General features: G+C 71.1%; 16 protein-coding genes and 3 pseudogenes. 9 read left to right on the top strand and 10 right to left on the bottom strand.

Annotation, left to right across the window (positions count from 1 at the left end; translation table 11 throughout):
- Nucleotides 1-10 precede the first annotated feature (10 nt).
- The 4 genes from ACTOQ3_RS41145 to vanY-N all read right to left on the bottom strand — a co-directional run bounded on the left by ACTOQ3_RS41145 (nt 11) and on the right by vanY-N (nt 3,918).
- The gene (locus ACTOQ3_RS41145) at nt 11-703 is read right to left on the bottom strand and encodes an aspartate/glutamate racemase family protein (protein ID WP_440089309.1); all 693 of its coding nucleotides are present in this window, start codon (nt 701-703) and stop codon (nt 11-13) included.
- Between the two features lie 147 nt (nt 704-850).
- Entirely contained in the window at nt 851-2,230 is a 1,380-nt protein-coding gene (locus tag ACTOQ3_RS41140; RefSeq protein ID WP_440089308.1) for a UDP-N-acetylmuramoyl-tripeptide--D-alanyl-D-alanine ligase, read from the bottom strand.
- Nucleotides 2,227-3,183 carry a D-alanine--D-alanine ligase family protein gene (locus ACTOQ3_RS41135; RefSeq protein WP_440089306.1) on the bottom strand — a complete coding sequence of 319 codons (957 nt, stop codon included), beginning with the start codon at nt 3,181-3,183 and terminating at the stop codon, nt 2,227-2,229. The genes ACTOQ3_RS41140 and ACTOQ3_RS41135 overlap by 4 nt, the downstream gene beginning before the upstream one ends.
- Nucleotides 3,184-3,345: 162 nt before the next feature.
- Nucleotides 3,346-3,918 (bottom strand): D,D-peptidase/D,D-carboxypeptidase VanY-N, encoded by a 573-nt coding sequence (vanY-N, locus tag ACTOQ3_RS41130; protein ID WP_440089304.1) that lies wholly within the window; start codon nt 3,916-3,918, stop codon nt 3,346-3,348.
- A gap of 174 nt (nt 3,919-4,092) precedes the next feature.
- Between vanY-N and ACTOQ3_RS41125 the strand changes: the two are divergent.
- A pseudogene (locus ACTOQ3_RS41125) lies at nt 4,093-4,326 on the top strand (NAD-dependent epimerase/dehydratase family protein); the annotation flags it as partial.
- A 23-nt stretch (nt 4,327-4,349) separates the two neighbouring features.
- On the opposite strand, the gene ACTOQ3_RS41120 reads toward ACTOQ3_RS41125, so the two are convergent.
- Nucleotides 4,350-5,795 carry an MFS transporter gene (locus ACTOQ3_RS41120; RefSeq protein ID WP_440089303.1) on the bottom strand — a complete coding sequence of 482 codons (1,446 nt, stop codon included), beginning with the start codon at nt 5,793-5,795 and terminating at the stop codon, nt 4,350-4,352.
- Between the two features lie 133 nt (nt 5,796-5,928).
- Here ACTOQ3_RS41120 and ACTOQ3_RS41115 point away from each other — a divergent pair, with 133 nt between their 5' ends.
- The 4 genes and pseudogenes from ACTOQ3_RS41115 to ACTOQ3_RS41100 all read left to right on the top strand — a co-directional run.
- Nucleotides 5,929-6,864 (top strand): LysR family transcriptional regulator, encoded by a 936-nt coding sequence (locus ACTOQ3_RS41115; RefSeq protein WP_440089302.1) that lies wholly within the window; start codon nt 5,929-5,931, stop codon nt 6,862-6,864.
- A gap of 252 nt (nt 6,865-7,116) precedes the next feature.
- A complete protein-coding gene (locus tag ACTOQ3_RS41110; RefSeq protein WP_440089301.1) occupies nt 7,117-7,764 on the top strand; it encodes an HD domain-containing protein in 648 nt (215 codons plus the stop codon).
- Nucleotides 7,752-8,705 (top strand): annotated as a pseudogene (locus ACTOQ3_RS41105) (GlxA family transcriptional regulator); the annotation flags it as partial. The gene ACTOQ3_RS41110 and the pseudogene ACTOQ3_RS41105, both read left to right, overlap by 13 nt.
- Nucleotides 8,706-8,769: 64 nt before the next feature.
- Nucleotides 8,770-8,880 (top strand): annotated as a pseudogene (locus ACTOQ3_RS41100) (IS5/IS1182 family transposase); the annotation flags it as partial.
- A 543-nt stretch (nt 8,881-9,423) separates the two neighbouring features.
- Here the strand turns inward: ACTOQ3_RS41100 and ACTOQ3_RS41095 are convergent.
- Complete coding sequence (locus tag ACTOQ3_RS41095; RefSeq protein ID WP_440089300.1) at nt 9,424-10,029, bottom strand: helix-turn-helix domain-containing protein; 606 nt, start codon at nt 10,027-10,029, stop codon at nt 9,424-9,426.
- Between the two features lie 59 nt (nt 10,030-10,088).
- Here ACTOQ3_RS41095 and ACTOQ3_RS41090 point away from each other — a divergent pair, with 59 nt between their 5' ends.
- A complete protein-coding gene (locus ACTOQ3_RS41090) occupies nt 10,089-11,087 on the top strand; it encodes an alpha/beta hydrolase (RefSeq protein ID WP_440089298.1) in 999 nt (332 codons plus the stop codon).
- 271 nt (nt 11,088-11,358) lie between these two features.
- Nucleotides 11,359-12,246 (top strand): CPBP family intramembrane glutamic endopeptidase, encoded by an 888-nt coding sequence (locus tag ACTOQ3_RS41085; protein ID WP_440089296.1) that lies wholly within the window; start codon nt 11,359-11,361, stop codon nt 12,244-12,246.
- Nucleotides 12,247-12,448: 202 nt separating this feature from the next.
- Here the strand turns inward: ACTOQ3_RS41085 and ACTOQ3_RS41080 are convergent, their stop codons facing one another.
- The 3 genes from ACTOQ3_RS41080 to ACTOQ3_RS41070 all read right to left on the bottom strand — a co-directional run bounded on the left by ACTOQ3_RS41080 (nt 12,449) and on the right by ACTOQ3_RS41070 (nt 14,340).
- Complete coding sequence (locus ACTOQ3_RS41080) at nt 12,449-12,577, bottom strand: hypothetical protein (RefSeq protein ID WP_440089295.1); 129 nt, start codon at nt 12,575-12,577, stop codon at nt 12,449-12,451.
- Nucleotides 12,578-13,115: 538 nt separating this feature from the next.
- Complete coding sequence (locus ACTOQ3_RS41075) at nt 13,116-13,520, bottom strand: transposase (protein ID WP_440089293.1); 405 nt, start codon at nt 13,518-13,520, stop codon at nt 13,116-13,118.
- Nucleotides 13,521-13,770: 250 nt separating this feature from the next.
- The gene (locus ACTOQ3_RS41070; RefSeq protein WP_440089292.1) at nt 13,771-14,340 is read right to left on the bottom strand and encodes a dihydrofolate reductase family protein; all 570 of its coding nucleotides are present in this window, start codon (nt 14,338-14,340) and stop codon (nt 13,771-13,773) included.
- 373 nt (nt 14,341-14,713) lie between these two features.
- Between ACTOQ3_RS41070 and ACTOQ3_RS41065 the strand changes: the two genes are divergently transcribed.
- Both ACTOQ3_RS41065 and ACTOQ3_RS41060 read left to right on the top strand, forming a co-directional pair.
- Nucleotides 14,714-15,301, top strand: a complete 588-nt coding sequence (locus tag ACTOQ3_RS41065; RefSeq protein WP_440066822.1) for a TetR/AcrR family transcriptional regulator — start codon at nt 14,714-14,716, stop codon at nt 15,299-15,301.
- 301 nt (nt 15,302-15,602) lie between these two features.
- Nucleotides 15,603-16,142, top strand: coding sequence for a DUF1062 domain-containing protein (locus ACTOQ3_RS41060; RefSeq protein ID WP_440089290.1), 540 nt, complete (start codon nt 15,603-15,605; stop codon nt 16,140-16,142).
- 337 nt (nt 16,143-16,479) lie between these two features.
- Here ACTOQ3_RS41060 and ACTOQ3_RS41055 read toward each other — a convergent pair.
- Nucleotides 16,480-16,560: DUF6766 family protein (locus ACTOQ3_RS41055; protein WP_440086835.1), on the bottom strand; the 81-nt coding region annotated here is incomplete at its 5' end.

Here is a 16,560-nt window from a genome sequence, read left to right as displayed (position 1 = left end):
CGAGGGTGCGTCAGCCGGCCAGCGCGAAGCCGGCCGCCGCCTCCGCGTGCAGCCGAGCGCTCGGCAGCAGCGGGACGGCGGTGTCCTTCTCGGTGATCAGGAGCTCGATCTCCGTGCAGCCGAGGATGACGCCTTCGGCTCCGCCGGCTGCGAGATCGGCGATGATCTGGGCGTACGCGTCCCTGGAGGATTCCCGGAGCACCCCGCGCACCAGCTCGTCGAAGATCACGCGATGGGCCAGTTCCCGCTGCTCGCGCCGCGGGACGATCACGTCGAAGCCGTGGGCGGCCAGCCGATCCCGGTAGAAGGGCTGCTCCATGGTGAAGCGAGTGCCCAGCAGGCCGACCTTGCGCATCCCCCTGGCGCGGACCTCTGCGCCCACGGCGTCGGCGATGTGCAGCACGGGCACGCCCGTGGCCCGCGCCACGTCGTCGCTCACCCGGCTGAAGGTGTTGCTGCAGACGAGCAGGACCTCGGCGCCGAGATCCTCCAGTTTCCCGCCGGCGTCGGCCAGCAGCGTACCCACCTCGTCCCAGCGGTCGGCGAAGATGAGGTCCTCGACGGTCGTGTAGTCGACCGACCAGATGAGGCTGTTGGCGGAATGGCTGCCGCCGAGTCGCTCGCGTACCCGCTGGTTGACGATCTGGTAGTAGATCATCGTCGATTCCCAGCTCAACCCGCCGATGAGACCGATGGTGCGCATGGAACTCCGTTTCGATGGCTTGTGCCGGCAGGTTGGTCGGTGCCGGCCACGGTGACGGTGCCGCCACCGGCCCGGCCGGGTCCGGCCAGGCGGTGCGTCGGCGTGAACTCGCCCGGTCCGCCCGGCCCCTCGGCGATGCGCCGGCGGTCAGGCGCCGGCCAGCGCACGGGCGCAGGCGCCGAGCCCGATCTCGCTGGAGGCCTTGACGAACACCACGTCTCCCGGTTCGACAAGCGCGGTGGCAAGCCTGAGGGCCTCGGCCACGTCCTCGGCGGCGTGGACGGCCACGCCCCGGTTCGAGGACTCCGCCGCCTCCGCCATCGCGAGCGGATCCCCTGCCCCGACCGCGATCAGCACGTCGAAGCGGAGGTCGGCGACGAGCCGGCCCATCTCCGCGTGCCGGGCGCGGGAGGCGTCCGCCTGCTGCCCCATCGCGCCGAGCACGGCGACGGTACGGCGGGTGCCGGCCAGGGCCTTCACCGCCCGCAGCCCGGCCCGCATGGATTCGGGGCTGGCGTTGTAGGCGTCGTCGACGACGGTGATGCCGTCAGGTCGTTCGACGATCTCCAGTCGGCCCGCTGAGCGCCGCCGGGCGGCGCTCAGCCCGTCGGCGATCTCGGCGACGCCCAGGCCGAGTGCGGTGGCGACGGCGGCGGCGGCCAGGGCGTTGCCCACCTGGTGCTCGCCCAGAAGGTCGAGCTCGACCGGGGCGCGGCCGGAGGGTGTCACCAGCTCGAACGCGGTTCGCGCGCGGTCGGCCATCCGCACGTCTTCGGCCCGCACCTGCGCCTTCGCCGACCTGCCGTACAACAGGATCCGGGCTCTGGTGCGGCCGGCCATGCCCATGACGTACGGGTCGTCGGCGTTGAGCAGTGCGAACCCGTCCGCCGGAAGTGCCTCGACCAGCTCGCCCTTGGCCTCGGCCACGTCGGCCGGTCCGGTTCCCATCCGTTCCACGTGCGCGGTGCCGACATTGAGCACCAGCCCGACCCGGGGTGGTGCGATCCCGGTCAGGTACGTCAGGTCGCCCTTGCGGCCCGCACCCATTTCCAGCACCAGGTATCGGGTGGCGGCATCGGCGCGCAGCACGGTGAGCGGCAGCCCGAGCTCGTTGTTGAACGACCTGTCGGTGGCGACCGTCGCGGCGTGCCGTTCGAGCACCTGGGCCAGCAGGTCCTTGGTCGTGGTCTTGCCCACGGAGCCGGTCAGGCCGATCACGGTCGGGCTGATGTGTTCGAGCAGGTGCCTGGCCAGCAGGCCGATCGCGAGCTGGACGTCCTCGACCACGAGGGCGGGCACGCCGACGGGCCTCGAGGCCAGCACGGCGACGGCGCCGCCCGCGACGGCACCGGCCGCGTGGTCGTGACCGTCGACGCGGGCGCCGGCCGTCGCGACGAACAGGCCGCCGGGCACCACCTCGCGGGAGTCGACCGCCGAGGGCGCCGTCACCTGTGCCCGCGGGTCGCTCACGTCATGCAGGCTCGCGCCGACGACCTGTGCGATCTGGTTCAGCGTCATGGGGATCATGAGCCGCTCCTGGCGAACGCGAGGTCGACGAGGCGGCGCAGCAGGTCCGGGTACGGGACGCCGCTCGCGGCCCACGACCTGGCGTAGACGGAACGGGAGGTGAAGCCGGGCATGGTGTTGATCTCCAGCACGTACAGGCGTCCCGTGTCCTCCTCGTAGAGGAAGTCGACACGGGACAGGCCGTAGCCGCCGATCGCCCGGAAGGCGCGCAGGGCCAGCTCGCGCACGTCCTCGGCCACCCGTTCCGGCAGCGCGGCGGGGATGGCGGCGATCTCGGCCCGGCTGAGGTACTTGGCCTCGTAGTCGAGCCAGTCGCCGGGCACGATGAGCTCGCCGGGCACCGAGGCGTCCGGGGTGTCATAGCCGCCGAGCACGCCGCAGATGACCTCGCGCGCGGTCACGCCCTGCTCGACGATGACCACCCGGTCGTAGGTCAGCGCCAAATCCACGCCCGCGCGCAGCTCCTCCATGGAGGTGACACGTGAGATGCCGATGGAGGAGCCCATGTTGGCCGGTTTGACGTACATCGGCCAGTCGAGCGACTTCACCAGACCCCAGTGGTCGGTGGTGGTGCCCCATTCGTACTCGGTGAACCACACATGTGGGGTGACCGGAATGTCCTCTCCCAGGAACGCGCGCCGCATCGCGACCTTGTTCATGGCCACGGCGGAGGCCATGACGCCGCAGCCCACGTACGGGATGCCCAGCGTCTCCAGGTGACCCTGGACGACGCCGTCCTCGCCGAACGGCCCGTGCAGCACGGGGAAGACCACGTCCACGAGATCGCGTCGCAGTTCCACCGGCCACCTGCCCTGCCGGTCGATGATGACGGCGACGGGCTCGTACAGATCCCTCGGCAGGGCGTTGAGCACGGCCTGCGCCGACTGCAGCGACACCTCGTGCTCGGCGGACGGCCCGCCCGCCAGCACAGCCACGCGTACGCGTTCGGTCACGATCGATCAGCCTTCCTCGGTGGCACGGAGACAGCCGGACCCGCCACTGGGGGAACAGGCGCCGGTCAACCCCGTCCACTGTCGGCCGACCGTGTCCCCGCCTCGTCAGCGCCGTGTCATGGTTGTGTCACGGCCGGGCCGTCCTTGGGGACTGCCTGTGGGCTACGGCCGGTCCGGGTACTCGCCGACCTGGCCCACGCCGGGGTGGGGCCGTCGTCGTGGTGGCCTGCCGCCCCTGTCCGGGCGGTACTCGAAGTGCCACCACTCGTTGTCGTAGATGCGGTACAGGTCGTAGCGGGCGCCGTGTTCCTCCAGCCAGCGCGCGCCCTCATGAGGGCGTACGTCCAGCGCGACGCCTTTGACGTGGGAGGATTCCGCCGGTGGCAGCACGAGCATGCGCGCCAGCGCCGGGGAGCCGGAGCGGCGCACCTCCTCGTCGAACATCCGTTGCTGGACATGGGGATCGCGGTATCCCGAGGTGAGGCCGATGAGCTGGCCGTGACGCCAGAGCGCCCGGGCGCGCGCCGCGGTGAACGCCGCCAGGGCGCCGTCGGTGAGCCCGGTGAGGTCCTCGGCGGGGAAGCGCACCCGCAACGCCCAGCGGCAGGCCAGTTCGCGGGCACGGCCGGGATGGCGGACGAACGCCGCGGGCAGCAGGAACACGGCGAGCACCAGCGTGACCGCGGCATACAGCCGGTCACGGGGCCGAAGCGGGATCGTGCGTGGCTCGTTCATGACGAACCACGATTGGCGCCGGATGTGCGCCCGTTGTCCGCCGCATGTCACCGTTTCTCGATGACGGCGGCCGTCGGCAAGGTCGTGACACGGCCATGACACGGCGAGGATGAGGCGGGCACCCGGCCGGCTGCGGATCGAGGGCACCCACTGGACCCGTCGCCGGTCAGCCGGATGGCCCCGATGATCGCCGCGATCGGGCGTCTGGAGAGGGCTGTGCTGGGTGCCGACCGGACCGAGGGGATCGTGCTTCGCTACGGCGCGTTCTACGGACCGGGCACCTCGATGGAGCCGGGTTCCGAGCAGCTCGAGATGATCCGTGAGCGAAAGTTCCCGATCGTCGGCGAGGGCGGCGGGGTGTGGTCGTTCATCCACATCGCCGACGCGGCTGAGGCGACGGTCGCGGCGGTCGAGAACGGCGCCTGCGGTGTCTACGACATCGTCGACGATGATCCCGCCCCGGTCGCCGAGTGGCTGCCGGAGCCGGCCCGGATGCTGGGCGTCAAGCAGCCGATGCGTGTGCCGCGGTTCGTCGGACGGCTGGCCGCCGGGGAGGCCGGCGTCGTGCTGATGACCGAGCTTCGCGGCGCGTCGAACGCGAAGGCCAGTCGAACGCGAAGGCCAAGCGCGAGCTGGGCCGGCGCCCGGCGCACCCGTCCTGGCGGGAGGGGCGCCGCGGCGCGCCGGGGGAGCAGCAGCGGGGTCGCCAGCAGGAGCACGCCGGCCAGGCCGATGGCCGTGCGCGGGCCGAGCACGCCGCCCAGCACGCCCCAGACGGCCGTCAGGAGCGCGGTCGAGACCTTGGTCGTCACCGCCCAGGCGGAGAGCGTGCGGGCGACCCGGTCGGCCGCGGTGCGCTCGAGGCGGTAGGTGGCGCAGACGGGGTTGAAGACCCCGCAGCAGAAGATGAGCCCGAGTTCGACGCCCATCACCAGCAGCAGCCCTCCGGTGCCCGGCCCCAGGAAGACCAGGCCGACGGGCCAGAGCGCGCGCAGCGTCCCCGCCACGACCAGGACCCGGTGCTGTCCGAACCGGGTGACGAGCGGCCGGGCCAGCCGCGAACCGAGCAGCCCGCCGATCGCGGGCGCGGCGAAGGCGAGGCCGTACTGCCAGGGTGCGAACCCGAGCCTGCCGAGCATCAGGACGGCCAGCAGCGGCCCGGTGGCCATCACCAGGCCGTTGAACAAGGCGGTGTTGAACAACAGCCGGCGCAGCGTCGCGTCGGCGAGGATGTACCGCCAACCGTCGAGCAGGTCCCCGGCCCGCATGCGCGCGGCCTTTCGGCGTTCGGGCCGCGGCTCCCGGCCGCCCATCGCGCCGATGCCCAGGGCCGAGAGCAGGTAGCTGACCGCGTCGGCCACCACCGTCGCCACCGGGCCGAGGAGCCCGATCGCGGCGCCGCCCAGCGGCGGGCCGATGATCGTGGCCGTCCAGGTCGTGGACTCGAACCGGGCGTTGGCGACGAGCAGGTCCTCGGCCGGCAGCAGCGTCTTCAGGTACGCGCCGGAGGCGGCGCGGAAGGTGATGTCGGCCGCCGCGACGACGACCGAGACCAGCAGGAGCTGGACGAAGGAGAGCACGCCGAGCGCGAACGCGGCGGGGATCGTCAGCAGCGCCGCGAACCGCACCAGATCCATCCCGATCAGCACCGGCCGCTTGCGGCGGAACTCCGCCCACGGGCCGAGCGGCACCGCCACGGCCGCGCCCGCCAGAGCCCCCACGCTGGACAACGCCGCGACCTCCGCCGGGCCGGCGTGCAGCACCTGGATCGCGATCAGCGGGAACGCGCCGAAGGCGAGCCACGTACCGAGCGCGCTGGTCCCGTACGCCCCCCAGAGCCACCCGAACCGCCGCCCCAACCGGTGCCCGTTCCTCATGTTCGACGCCCCTCGTCACTCATCCGCACAACCGATCCGCGATCGGAAGCATCAAAGCGAGCATCATGTCCGGGGATCAAACAACTACAGGCCATCCAGCCACAACCAATGGTTGTACTCATAGGGTGTCCGCATGGACCTCGACACCGTCCGGACCTTCGTCGCCGCCGCCGACGCGGGGCAGTTCCAGGAGGCCGCCGCCGAGCTGGCGGTCACCCAGCAGGCCGTCTCCAAGCGCATCGCCGCGCTGGAGCGCGACCTCGGCGTGCGATTGTTCACCCGCACCCCGCGCGGCGCCGAGCTCACCATCGACGGGCAGGCGTTCCTGCCCCACGCCCGCGAGCTGCTCCGGGCCGCCGAGCGCGCGGTCGCGTCCGTGCGCGCCGGCAGCCGTCCGCTGCGCGTCGACGTGATCACCTCGCGCAGCGCGCAGTCGGGCCTGATGCGCGACTTCCACCGCGCGCACCCCGAGATCGAGCTCGACGTGGTGATGCTGTTCGACATCGAGAAGGCACTCGCCGCCATCCGGTCCGGTGCGATCGACGCGTCCTTCCGCGCCGTCGCCGCACCCGGCCGGCCCCTTCCCGAGGGCATCGAGTCCGTCCGGGTGCTCGACGAGGCGCTCCAGCTCCTCACCGGGCCCGCCCACGCGCTGGCGGGCGCCCGGTCGGTGACGGTCGCCCAGCTCGCCGGACACCGGATCTGGATGCCGGGGATCGTCCCCGGTACCGAGTGGGCCGCCTACTACGACGATCTCGTCGCCGAGTTCGGCCTCACCATCGAGGCGACCGGCCCCAACTTCGGCTCCGACGCGCTCCTCGACACCGTCGCCGACACCCCGGCCCTGGCCACCTTCATGGGCGAGCAGACCCGCCTGGTCTGGCCCGCCGGCCACGGCCTGCGCCGCATCCCGGTGACCGGCCCCACGCCCGTCTATCCGCACTCGCTCCTGTGGCACCGCGACAACCCCCACCCGGGGCTGGCCACCCTCCGCGCCCACCTCGCCGCCGCGGCGGCCGGCCACGGCGCCGCCGGGACCTGGACGCCGGACTGGGCGATCACGCGCTGAACGCCGCCGCCCGGCAGGCACGAGCAGGCACGCCAGAGCCCTCGACCAGGGTGAGGAGCCGCCGTCACCGAATCGTTTTCAAGATCGTCTCTGGCGCCGGAATCCGGTTCGATCCTTTCCGGGGACCATCCCGGCCGATGTCCGTATCTGTGGGTTGTAGGGCCCTGCGGTCATGGCGCCGCGATCGGGCGGTTCATAGATTGGAGATGCCGCCGGAGGAGCCGGCAGGCGACGTGAGCAGGGGGAATGGCGATGATCGGGGACTTTTCCGCACCGGCCGGGATACGGGTGCCGGACTCGACGCTGGCGAAGGAGGCGACCGAGCTGGTACGCGAGAGCGCGAGCGAGCTGATCTACGACCACTCGCGCCGGGTGTACTTCTTCGGCGCCCTGCAGGGGCGCAACCGGGATCTGGGCTTCGACCCCGAGCTCCTCTACGTCGCGGCCATGTTCCACGACCTGGGCCTGGGTGAGCCCTTCCACGACAGCGGGCGGCGTTTCGAGGTCGACAGCGCCGACGAGGCCCGCCGTTTCCTGCGGGAGCGCCAGGTGCCCGAGGACGGCGTCCGCCGGGTGTGGACCGCGATCGCCCTGCACACCACCCCGGGCATCCCCGAGTTCATGGAGCCGGAGGTGGCACTGGTGACGGCGGGGGTGGAGTACGACGTGCTGGGCATCGGCTACCACGACATCAGTGAGGCCGACCGGGCGGCGATCGTGGCCCTGCACCCGCGCCCCGACTTCAAGCGGCACATCCTCGACGCCTTCACCGAGGGGATCCGGCACAAGCCGCAGACCACGTTCGGCAATGTGAAGGCCGACGTGCTCGCCCACTACGTTCCCGGTTTCGTGCGCGGGGACTTCGTGCGCACCATCCTGGACTCTCCGTGGGCCGAGTAGCCTCGCGACGGCGGGCGGACCACGTGGTCGCGGTGGTGGCCTTCGACGGTGTGCAACTGCTGGACGTCACCGGTCCCGCCGAGGTCCTCACCACGGCGAACGGTTTCGGCGCCCGTTACGCGGTACGGGTCGTCTCCCCGTCCGGAGCGGACGTGCGCACCTCCTCCGGGGTGCGGATCGGGGTGGACGGAGCCCTGGAGAGCCTGCCCGCGCGGCTGGGCACGGTCGTCGTCCCCGGCCGCCACGACTGGCGGCGGGCCGTGGCCGACCAGGATCTGCTCGCCCTGGTCACGGAGCTCACCCGCCGCTCGGCGCGGGTCACCTCGGTGTGCGCCGGGGCCTTCGTGCTGGCGCAGACGGGAGTGCTCGACGGACGGCGTGCCGCCACCCACTGGCGGCTCGCCGCGCAGCTGGCGGCCGCCTATCCCCGGGTGAGGGTCGAGCCGGACCCGGTGTTCGTCAGGGACGGCCACGTCGTCACCTCCGCCGGCGTCACCGCGGGCATCGACCTGGCACTGTCCCTGGTCGAGGCCGACCACGGGTCCGGTCTCGCGCGCGACGTCGCCCGCGAGCTGGTCGTCTTCATGGCCCGCCCCGGAGGGCAGTCCCAGTTCAGCGCCCGTCTGACCCCGCGGGAGGCGGCGCATCCGGTGCTGCGGCTCGTGATGGACGCCGTCGTGGCCGACCCGGCCGCCCCGCACAGCCTGGAGTCCCTGGCCCGTGACGCCGGTGTCAGCGCCCGCCACCTCAGCAGGCTCTTCCGCCGCGAGACGGGGACGACCTTGGGGCACTACCTCGAGTCGGTACGGCTGGAGGCCGCCCAGGCTCTCCTCGAAGCGGGGAACAACCCCGTGGAGAGGGTGGCCGAGGAGTCCGGCTTCGGGTCCGCGGAGACCATGCGCCGCGTCTTCCAGCACACCCTGGGCGTCGCCCCGACCACCTACCGGGCACGCTTTCGCACCACCACCGCCGTGACCCGCGCGGCCGTGCCGGGGCACCTCGTGCATCAATCGGATCAAGGAGTGGCGCGGCCTGGCCTTCCGCTTCGACAAGACCCCTGAAAGCTACCTTGCGGGTCTGCATCTCCGCGGAGCCCTTTTATGGATCCGAAGCCTTCAACACCTCCGAAGATCCGAAGTCCGTACAGGCCCTAGAGGGATCGGCAGCTGGCGCAGCGTCGGCATGACCAAGCCGAGCTGGACGCCCAGTACGTCGGAGTCCACCGTGTCGAGCGGTATGAGCGCGACTGCCCCGAGCCTGGCACAGCGAAGGGCAGAGTAGACGTCATTCATGGACGCTCTCGTGTCCTGACCGCTCCTGCCGCCAAGGAGACGCGCCAGGAGGTTTACACTCCGCCGCGTTCGCATGCGGTATGTGTCTAGGGCTGTCCTGCGAGGGGAATGTCGCTGTGCTCGGCCCACGACTTGATCGCAGGCCAGTCTCCCGCCCACTGGTCGCGATTGATGGTTCCACCCCGTTGGATCTGTGGAATCTCGACCACCCCGAACAGGGGATGGTGATCCCGCGGCGTGGGGGTCCGGTCGATCACCGTCGGGGTCCACCGCGTGAGGACGGAACGGTGCCGAGCCAGGGCGACGCGGCTCGCGGTCCGGCCACCGGCCGTGGAACGTTTCAACCGGTTCGAATTGCTTGATCAGCTCATCTGGTCTGATCGACCGGCCACTCGGTGCCGGTGTCCGTCCCCGGTTCCGGCCCGGGGTTCGCCCTCGGTTCCGGCCTGGGTTTGTCCGGTACGACGACGAGACTGACGATGCGACGGGTGCGGCCGTCGCCCTCGGCGTGGCTGACCCGTGCGAGGACCGCGCGCTCGATCTCCTCGACCATCACGGCGAACTCGTCTTCGGTCAGGCACACCGCCGCCTGCCGGTAGACCACGCCGTCCGAGACGGGATCGGCGTCCTCGTGGGCGAGGTAGCGACCGAAATCCGCCATCAACGATGCCGCGAAGGTGGTGAACGCCCGCTGGTGGTCCTCCCGCGTCATCGCCGCCCGTGCCGCGGGGTCGACCACCGCTTGCTTGGGGCGTATCCGGTAGCTGCGCTCCACCGTGCCGCGCACCCGTCTCTCGTCCACCACCTCCAGCACGCCCGCGTCGGTCAGCACGGCGATGTGCCGGTACATCGTCGCCGGCGCGATGTCGGGGAGGCGCTCGCGCAGCTGCGCGGTGGTCATCGGGTCGGTGTCGAAAAGCGTTTGCAGGATGCGCATCCGGACGGGGTGCAGGAGAAGGTCCGCGGTTGACATGGACCTATTTTCTCATATGAGATAATGTTCTCAAAGTTGATAACAATGAGAGGCGGGACATGCGCGACGTCGACATGACGGTTACCGCGGACGACGGACTGTCCCTGGCCGGCACGCTGACCCTGCCCGCGGGCCCCGGCCCGCACCCGGCCGTCCTGCTGCTGCACGGATCCGGGCGGCTGGACCGCGACGCCAACACCGGCCGGCTCCGCATGGAGCTCGGACCGCCGCTGGCCGCCGCGCTCGCCAAGGACGGGATCGCCACACTGCGCTACGACCGGCGCGGCGTCGGCGCCACCTCCGGCGACTGGCGCGCGACCGGATTCACCGACAACCGGCACGACGCCGCCGCCGCACTACGCGCCCTGGCCGGGCGGCCCGGCATCCGGGCGGACGCCATCGGCCTGGTCGGGCACAGCGAGGGCGCCGTCCACGCCATGTCCCTCGGCACGCACCCGGGGGTCGGCGCGGTGGTGCTGCTGGCCGGGTTCGCCCGCCCGGGTGAGGACGCCCTGCGCTGGCAGGCCGGGATGATCGCCCGCGGCCTCCCCGCGCCGATGCGGCCGCTGCTGCCGGTCCTGCGGGCCCTGGCCGCCCGGCACCTGGCTCAGATCAGGACGAGCAGCGCGGACGTGGCCCGCTTCGCCGGGATGCCGGTGAACGCCCGGTGGATGCGGGAGATGCTCGACCACGACCCGCGCCCGGACCTGGCGAACATCCGGGTCCCCGTCCTGGCGATCACCGGCGGCAAGGACATCCAGGTCGACCCGGCGGACCTGGACGAGATCCGCAGGCTGGTGCCCGGTGAGGTCGAGGTCCAGCGGATCCCCGACCTCACCCACCTGCTGCGCCGTGACCTCGGCCGTCCGTCGGTGCGCTCCTATCCCCGGCTGCTGCGTCGGCCGGTCGACGCCGACCTGCTCGCGCGGGTGGCCGGCTGGCTCGCCCGCCGGCTCCGGGAAACGTCCGGGAAGAGCGACGAGGACCGGGAGAATCCATCCGCTTCGGGGCGCGAATCTCCCGGTGAGACAGAAAATTCCCTGGTCAAGAGCCCCTAGCCCTGCCATTTAAGGCCATTCCACGGCATTCCGGCCCTTCTGGTCGGCACGGCCGGTCAGGTGCCGGCTGGGCGTCGCGTCCGGTCGGCGCACGTGTTCTCGTCGCTCCCGGGCTCGCTGCCCGCCGCGCCGTTCCGCGTCGTTCCGCGTTGTTTCACGCCGTTCCGTGTCGTTCCGCGCCGGCCGTCGAGAACGCTCGATCGCGGTTTCCTCTCCTCCCCGCGGCAGGAACCAGAGATTCCTCCCCGTGACACCCGTGAAAGGGAAAAGCATGACCACCGCACCCCCCGCCCGCCGGCAGAACGGCCTCGCTCTCTTCTGGATCGTCACGTTCGTGACGAGCTGGGCTTTCTGGCTCACCGCGATCATGCTCGGTGGGTCGGCGATGAGTTTCCCCACCGTCGTCCCCCACCTGCTCGCCGGCTTCGGCCCCATGATCGGCGCGATCGTGATCCGGGCGCGCCGCGCCCGGCGCCGTCAGCCCGTCCCCGCTCACACGGTGCGGCTCCGGCTGAGCACGCGGCTGTTCTGGGTGCCGCCCCTGCTGGTGACGGCGTCGGCGACCGTGGTGGGAGCCGCGCTGCTCGCGTACCTCCTGGGGGGTCCCGAGGTGAGCCTGACGGCGGGGCAGCATCTGGTCGCGACCATCGGCGGACCCGTGCCGTTCCTCATCAGCATGCTGATCGCCGGCCCGTTGTCCGAGGAGCCCGGTTGGCGTGGCACGGCGTACCCGCGTCTGCGCGCGTCGTTGAGCCGCCTTCAGACGGGCCTGCTGCTGGGTGTCGTCTGGGCGGTGTGGCATCTGCCGCTGTTCTTCGTCCCCGGGACCGTCCAGGCCGGATTCGGGCTGTTCAGCTGGAGCGGGCTGCTGTTCACGATCAGCGTCATCCCGATGGCGCTGCTGACCGGCTACGCCTACGAGCGTGCCGGGGTCGCGGCGTCGATCGCGGTCCACTTCGGCGTCAACGCGACGATGGCGTTGCTGAGCGTCAGCTCGCCCCTGACGATGGCGTCCGTCGTGGCGGTGCAGATCGTCGTCGCGATCGCGCTGCTCGCCTCGCGGCGTGGCCGCGACGACAACCCGCCGGTTGACGCGGACCCTCAGCCGCACCGGGCCGACACCGACGCGCCGTACCAGACCGGCCGGACCCGCGGTTGATCGGTCCGGGTTGGATCGGCCCGGAGCGTCTGCCGGGTCAGCTCCCGCGACCGCGTCCCGTGGCTGTCGGAAACAGACATCGGAGACGGACGAGCCCGGCGGACCGGCAGGCCGGTTCCCGCCGGGCCCGGTGCGAAGGTGTCCGGGTCCCCCGCGTGCCGGGGAACCCGGGCGCCTTCGCCACCTGGCAGCGGGGCGGGGCCTAACGGGTCGTTCGCCACACGTCGGCCACCCGCTCGGCCGCCTTGGCCGCCTTGGCCGCCTGGGCTCGGCCGGCGCGGGCGGCGGCGGGACGGCGGGCCGGGTCGAGCATGTTCCACGAGCTCGACACCGCTCGCCGCGTCGAACGTCACGAACTCTCCCGACTCCGCCTCCACGCTGGTGATCACCAGTCTGCGCTCCGGCCAGGTGTGGACACCTCCGAGCCACCGCACGATCTCCGCCCGCCGTTCGGCCTCCGAGGGGGTCCTGACGGCGAGCCATCCTGCCCATCCGTACCCGGAACTCCGCCGGATCGCGGGCCCGGATCGCGGCCCACACCAGCCGGGGCAGGTACAGGCGGGTAACGCGCGGCTTCGCCTCCCCGCCGGGGGCTTCAGCTGGGCCGCGTACCGCTGCTCCAGATCGAGGCCCGCCAGGAGCTGCACGCCCACGACGGCGCGAAACTGCGGACTGTCTCCGGCTTGGCCCGCGGTCAGCACGAACGACAGCGGACGGCAGTGCCGATCAGCCGACAGGTGGACCTTGCTGCTCAGCCCGCCCCGGGAGCGGCCCAGCCTGGCTGCCGTCAGCCGGATGCGGCGCCGTCGTCGTAACCGCCGGCGTTCGCCTTCACCTTCGTCTCCGCCGGGTTCGCCGTTGTGGGAGTTTTACCCCTTTGGCGTAGCCCCCTTTTCCTGCTCGGCGGCCTTCTCCAGCGCCTTGACCAGCTCAGCGTCCAAGACCATTCCGGCGGCGTGGTGGTGGGCGCGGGCGCTGGTGGAGTCCACGCTGACCAGGTCAAGGTCGGCCTGCCCACGCGCAACGTCCTCAGCGATCATGGTCTGCATCAGTTGCTCGAAGACGCCGGCCATCGCCCAGGAGCGGAACCGGTCATAAACGGTGGACCACGGCCCGTACTCGACCGGCAGATCCCGCCACGGGCTGCCGGTACGAAACCGCCACATCACGGCGTTGAACTGCTGCCGCAAGTCCGGGATCGGGCCGCGCTCACCCAAGGGCAGGTGAGGATCGGTCAAGCACCATTCCTCATCGGTGAGCTCTCCACGCGCCATGGCGATGGCCTACCAGGACGGCAAGCCACCGCGCAGGCGAATCCCTCTGATCTCAACTCCGTACAGGCCCTAGGTCTGCCGGCGGGCGGCGCCGGGCTGTGGAGCGGGAGCCTCCGCGCGCCGTGCTCACGGAAGGCGCGCAGGCTCGTGGCGAGCGGCTCGGCCGCGACCGCGGCGCGGTCGCGGCGTCGGCGTGCGGGCGGTCCAGGACGACGGGGTGATCGCTGGTGGACTGCCCGCGCCACAGCGGTCACTTCTTGTCGTAGGTGAGGATGACCGTGCCGTTCTCGAGGGTGCGGGTACCCGTGAGCTCGAAGTGGGTGGGGGAGAAGTCGGTGGTGAACAGGGGGATCCCGGCTCCGGCGACCACCGGGTAGAGCTTGATGACGAGCCTGTCGATCTCCGGGAGCAGGGTGCCCGCCAGCCGGGCGCCGCCCGTCAGGTAGACGTCCTTGCCGTCCTCGGCCTTCAGCCGGCGGATCCTGCCGACCACGTCGGTGGAGATGATCTCAACCGCGGGGTCCAGGGTCTCTTTCATGCTTTCGGAGACCACGTACTGGCGCAGGTGGGCGTACGGGCTGGTGACCCCGATCTCCAGGGCGGGCTCGTAGGTGACGCGCCCCTGCACGCCGACGTCGAAGTTCCGGTTGGGACCGTGCACGCCGAGTTGCTCGCGCAGGTGCGTCGGCAGGGTGTCGGGATAGTCCTCGACGATGAAGTCGATGACGTCCTGCGTCACCGGGAAGAAGTCGGCGCTCCCGTCGGGGGCGGCGATGCGGCCGTCGATGGTCATGCCGATGTAGTAAACGAGCTTTCGCATATCTGGTCCTATTCACGGTCTTTATTTGGTTTCAAGCGGGATGGTGTGAAGCGGTGGCGTCCTGGAGCCGGCCGCGCCGGGCTACCGGTTGCCGCCGGGCTTGGGCAGGGACCTGGGCCGCGGTACCGAGCGCGGTCGGGGATTCGGCCGTAGGTGACCCGGCTTGGTCTGGGGGAAGGCGCGTGAGGCCGGGTCGGCTGTCCATGAGGGAGCGGCGGCGGACGGCGTGGTGAAGCCGGTCAGGGTGTTGAGCCGAACTCGCATCTCTGCGTTCCTCTCGATTGGTGCTTTCGGTGTAGTACTCTGTCTGTAGTGGTTGAACCGTAGTACTATGATTGCAGTGGTGTCAACATCGATTCCAGGAGAGATCGCAATGCGGCAGAATCCGGCACGACGGGCGGCGCTCCTCGACGCGGCCATCGAGGTCCTGGCCCGCGAGGGCGCGCGCGGACTGACCTTCCGCGCCGTCGACGTCGAGGCGCGGGTGCCCAACGGCACGGCTTCCAACTACTTCGACAACCGCGACGATCTCCTCACCCAGGTCGGCCACCGCTTCTACGAGCGGCTGGAGCCCGACCCGGGGGTGATGGCCGCCGTCCTGGAGGGTCCGCGTGACCGCGACCGGGTCACCGAGCTCATGCACGACCTGGTGGACCGCGTCAGCCACTTCCGTTCCGGATACCTGGCACTGCTGGAACTTCGCCTGGAGGCCACCCGCCGCCCGGAACTGCGCCGCCTGCTCACCGAACGCATCCGTGCCGACGTCGAGGCCAACATCAGCCACCACACCCAGGCCGGCCTGCCCGGCGACGCGACCACCGTGGTCCTGCTCTACCTGGCGCTGAACTGGCTGATCCTGGAACGGCTCACGCTGCCCGACATCTTTCCCGAGGACCAGATCCACACCCTGGTCACCGACGTGGTCGAACGCATCCTGCCCGGCCCCCGACGCGCGACCTGACGCACGCGTCCCGGGCGATCTCCCGGTCGGCGGCAGGGACCACCGCCGCCGGAAAACCGTTTGAGCCTTCTTCCCGCGTTGCCGTAGGTTGCCTGCGACCGCGCCGCAGTGAGGACAGAGGACAAACCGCGTGACCCCGCCTGCTCTTTAGACCTGACACCTTCTTCCGCTCACCTTCAAGCCGGCCCTTCCGTCGGCTCTGCCGGGTTGCCCGTGCGCGCCCGGCCATACAGCGTTTGAGGCCGCGCGCAATCGGCCTCGTGTCAGGTCTAGAGAGATCATGTCTTCACAACCTCATATCGTGCTGCCCTGGGTCGTTCGCCGGACCAGGCTGCCTCTGCTGTCGTTGCGGTGCGTGGACTGCCGGTCGGAGTCGGCCACCACCGGCGAGGGCAGGTTCCGCGTCAACGCCAACGGCAACCTGCTGGACGTGTGGCTGCTGGTCCGCTGCGTGTTCTGCGATCGGACGAGCAAGCTCACCGTGCACGAGCGAGCGCCGGTCAGATCCCTCGATCCGGCCGAGCTCGACGGCTATCACGCCAACGATCCGGAGCTGGTGGCGTCCAGGCTGCTGGATCCGCTGCTCGCCCGGCGCAACCGCTTCACCCTGGACTGGAAGGGGGCCTGGCGGCTGGACACCCCGCAGGCATGGCTCGACGAGGCGTGGCCGGTCCACGTGGAGGTCGTCTTCGAGGATCCGGTCCCGGTGCGCCCGGATTGGCTCATCGCACGCGGACTCGGCTTCAGCAGGAACGAGGTGCGGCGCCGGATCAAGTGCGACACTTCGTTGCGCCGTCCGACGAGCACCGGGTTCACCTTCACCGTGATGGCCGGGGACTAGCGGGCACGTAGCCGCGGCGCGCGTTCCTCGAGCGTCCGTGCGCGACACGCCTCGTCCGGCGGCGGCTCCGGTGGCAGAAAGTCGCCCAGGGCGGCCACGGTGTGCGCGGAGCGGGCCGGCGTGGCCCGCTCCGCCGCGGCCTTCGTCGCCGGCTCCACGACGGCACCGCAGACGGCCGCTCATGCACGTGATATCGGACCATGTATCACGTGCATGAGCGGTAGCCGATCATGGCGGAGCAGGCGATCCGGCCCCGAAGCAGGTGCGCGGCTGAGCGGAGCAAGGACGTCGCGCGGTGCCCGCGAGGCGTGATGGAAAGGGCACGGTGTGCGGCGGGTCAGCCTTCCACGCCGGTCTCCTCGTGCGGGGTGCCGACGGGTTTGGACTCCGGGGAGCCACGCTGGCGCAGGTAGACCGA

The organism is Streptosporangium sp. LJ11 (assembly GCF_051918945.1).
Lineage (GTDB): Bacteria > Actinomycetota > Actinomycetes > Streptosporangiales > Streptosporangiaceae > Streptosporangium.
The sequence above is the reverse complement of the archived record's forward strand: the minus strand, read 5'-3'. Positions and strand labels throughout refer to the sequence as shown.

Bases quoted from the DNA above. Each gene is read 5' to 3' on its own strand.
- ACTOQ3_RS41145 (WP_440089309.1), bottom strand. From the start codon at position 703: ATGCGCACCATCGGTCTCATCGGCGGGTTGAGCTGGGAATCGACGATG.
- ACTOQ3_RS41140 (WP_440089308.1), bottom strand. From the start codon at position 2,230: ATGATCCCCATGACGCTGAACCAGATCGCACAGGTCGTCGGCGCGAGC.
- vanY-N (WP_440089304.1), bottom strand. From the start codon at position 3,918: ATGAACGAGCCACGCACGATCCCGCTTCGGCCCCGTGACCGGCTGTAT.
- ACTOQ3_RS41120 (WP_440089303.1), bottom strand. From the start codon at position 5,795: ATGAGGAACGGGCACCGGTTGGGGCGGCGGTTCGGGTGGCTCTGGGGG.
- ACTOQ3_RS41115 (WP_440089302.1), top strand. From the start codon at position 5,929: ATGGACCTCGACACCGTCCGGACCTTCGTCGCCGCCGCCGACGCGGGG.
- ACTOQ3_RS41110 (WP_440089301.1), top strand. From the start codon at position 7,117: ATGATCGGGGACTTTTCCGCACCGGCCGGGATACGGGTGCCGGACTCG.
- ACTOQ3_RS41095 (WP_440089300.1), bottom strand. From the start codon at position 10,029: ATGTCAACCGCGGACCTTCTCCTGCACCCCGTCCGGATGCGCATCCTG.
- ACTOQ3_RS41090 (WP_440089298.1), top strand. From the start codon at position 10,089: ATGCGCGACGTCGACATGACGGTTACCGCGGACGACGGACTGTCCCTG.
- ACTOQ3_RS41085 (WP_440089296.1), top strand. From the start codon at position 11,359: ATGACCACCGCACCCCCCGCCCGCCGGCAGAACGGCCTCGCTCTCTTC.
- ACTOQ3_RS41075 (WP_440089293.1), bottom strand. From the start codon at position 13,520: ATGGCGCGTGGAGAGCTCACCGATGAGGAATGGTGCTTGACCGATCCT.
- ACTOQ3_RS41070 (WP_440089292.1), bottom strand. From the start codon at position 14,340: ATGCGAAAGCTCGTTTACTACATCGGCATGACCATCGACGGCCGCATC.
- ACTOQ3_RS41065 (WP_440066822.1), top strand. From the start codon at position 14,714: ATGCGGCAGAATCCGGCACGACGGGCGGCGCTCCTCGACGCGGCCATC.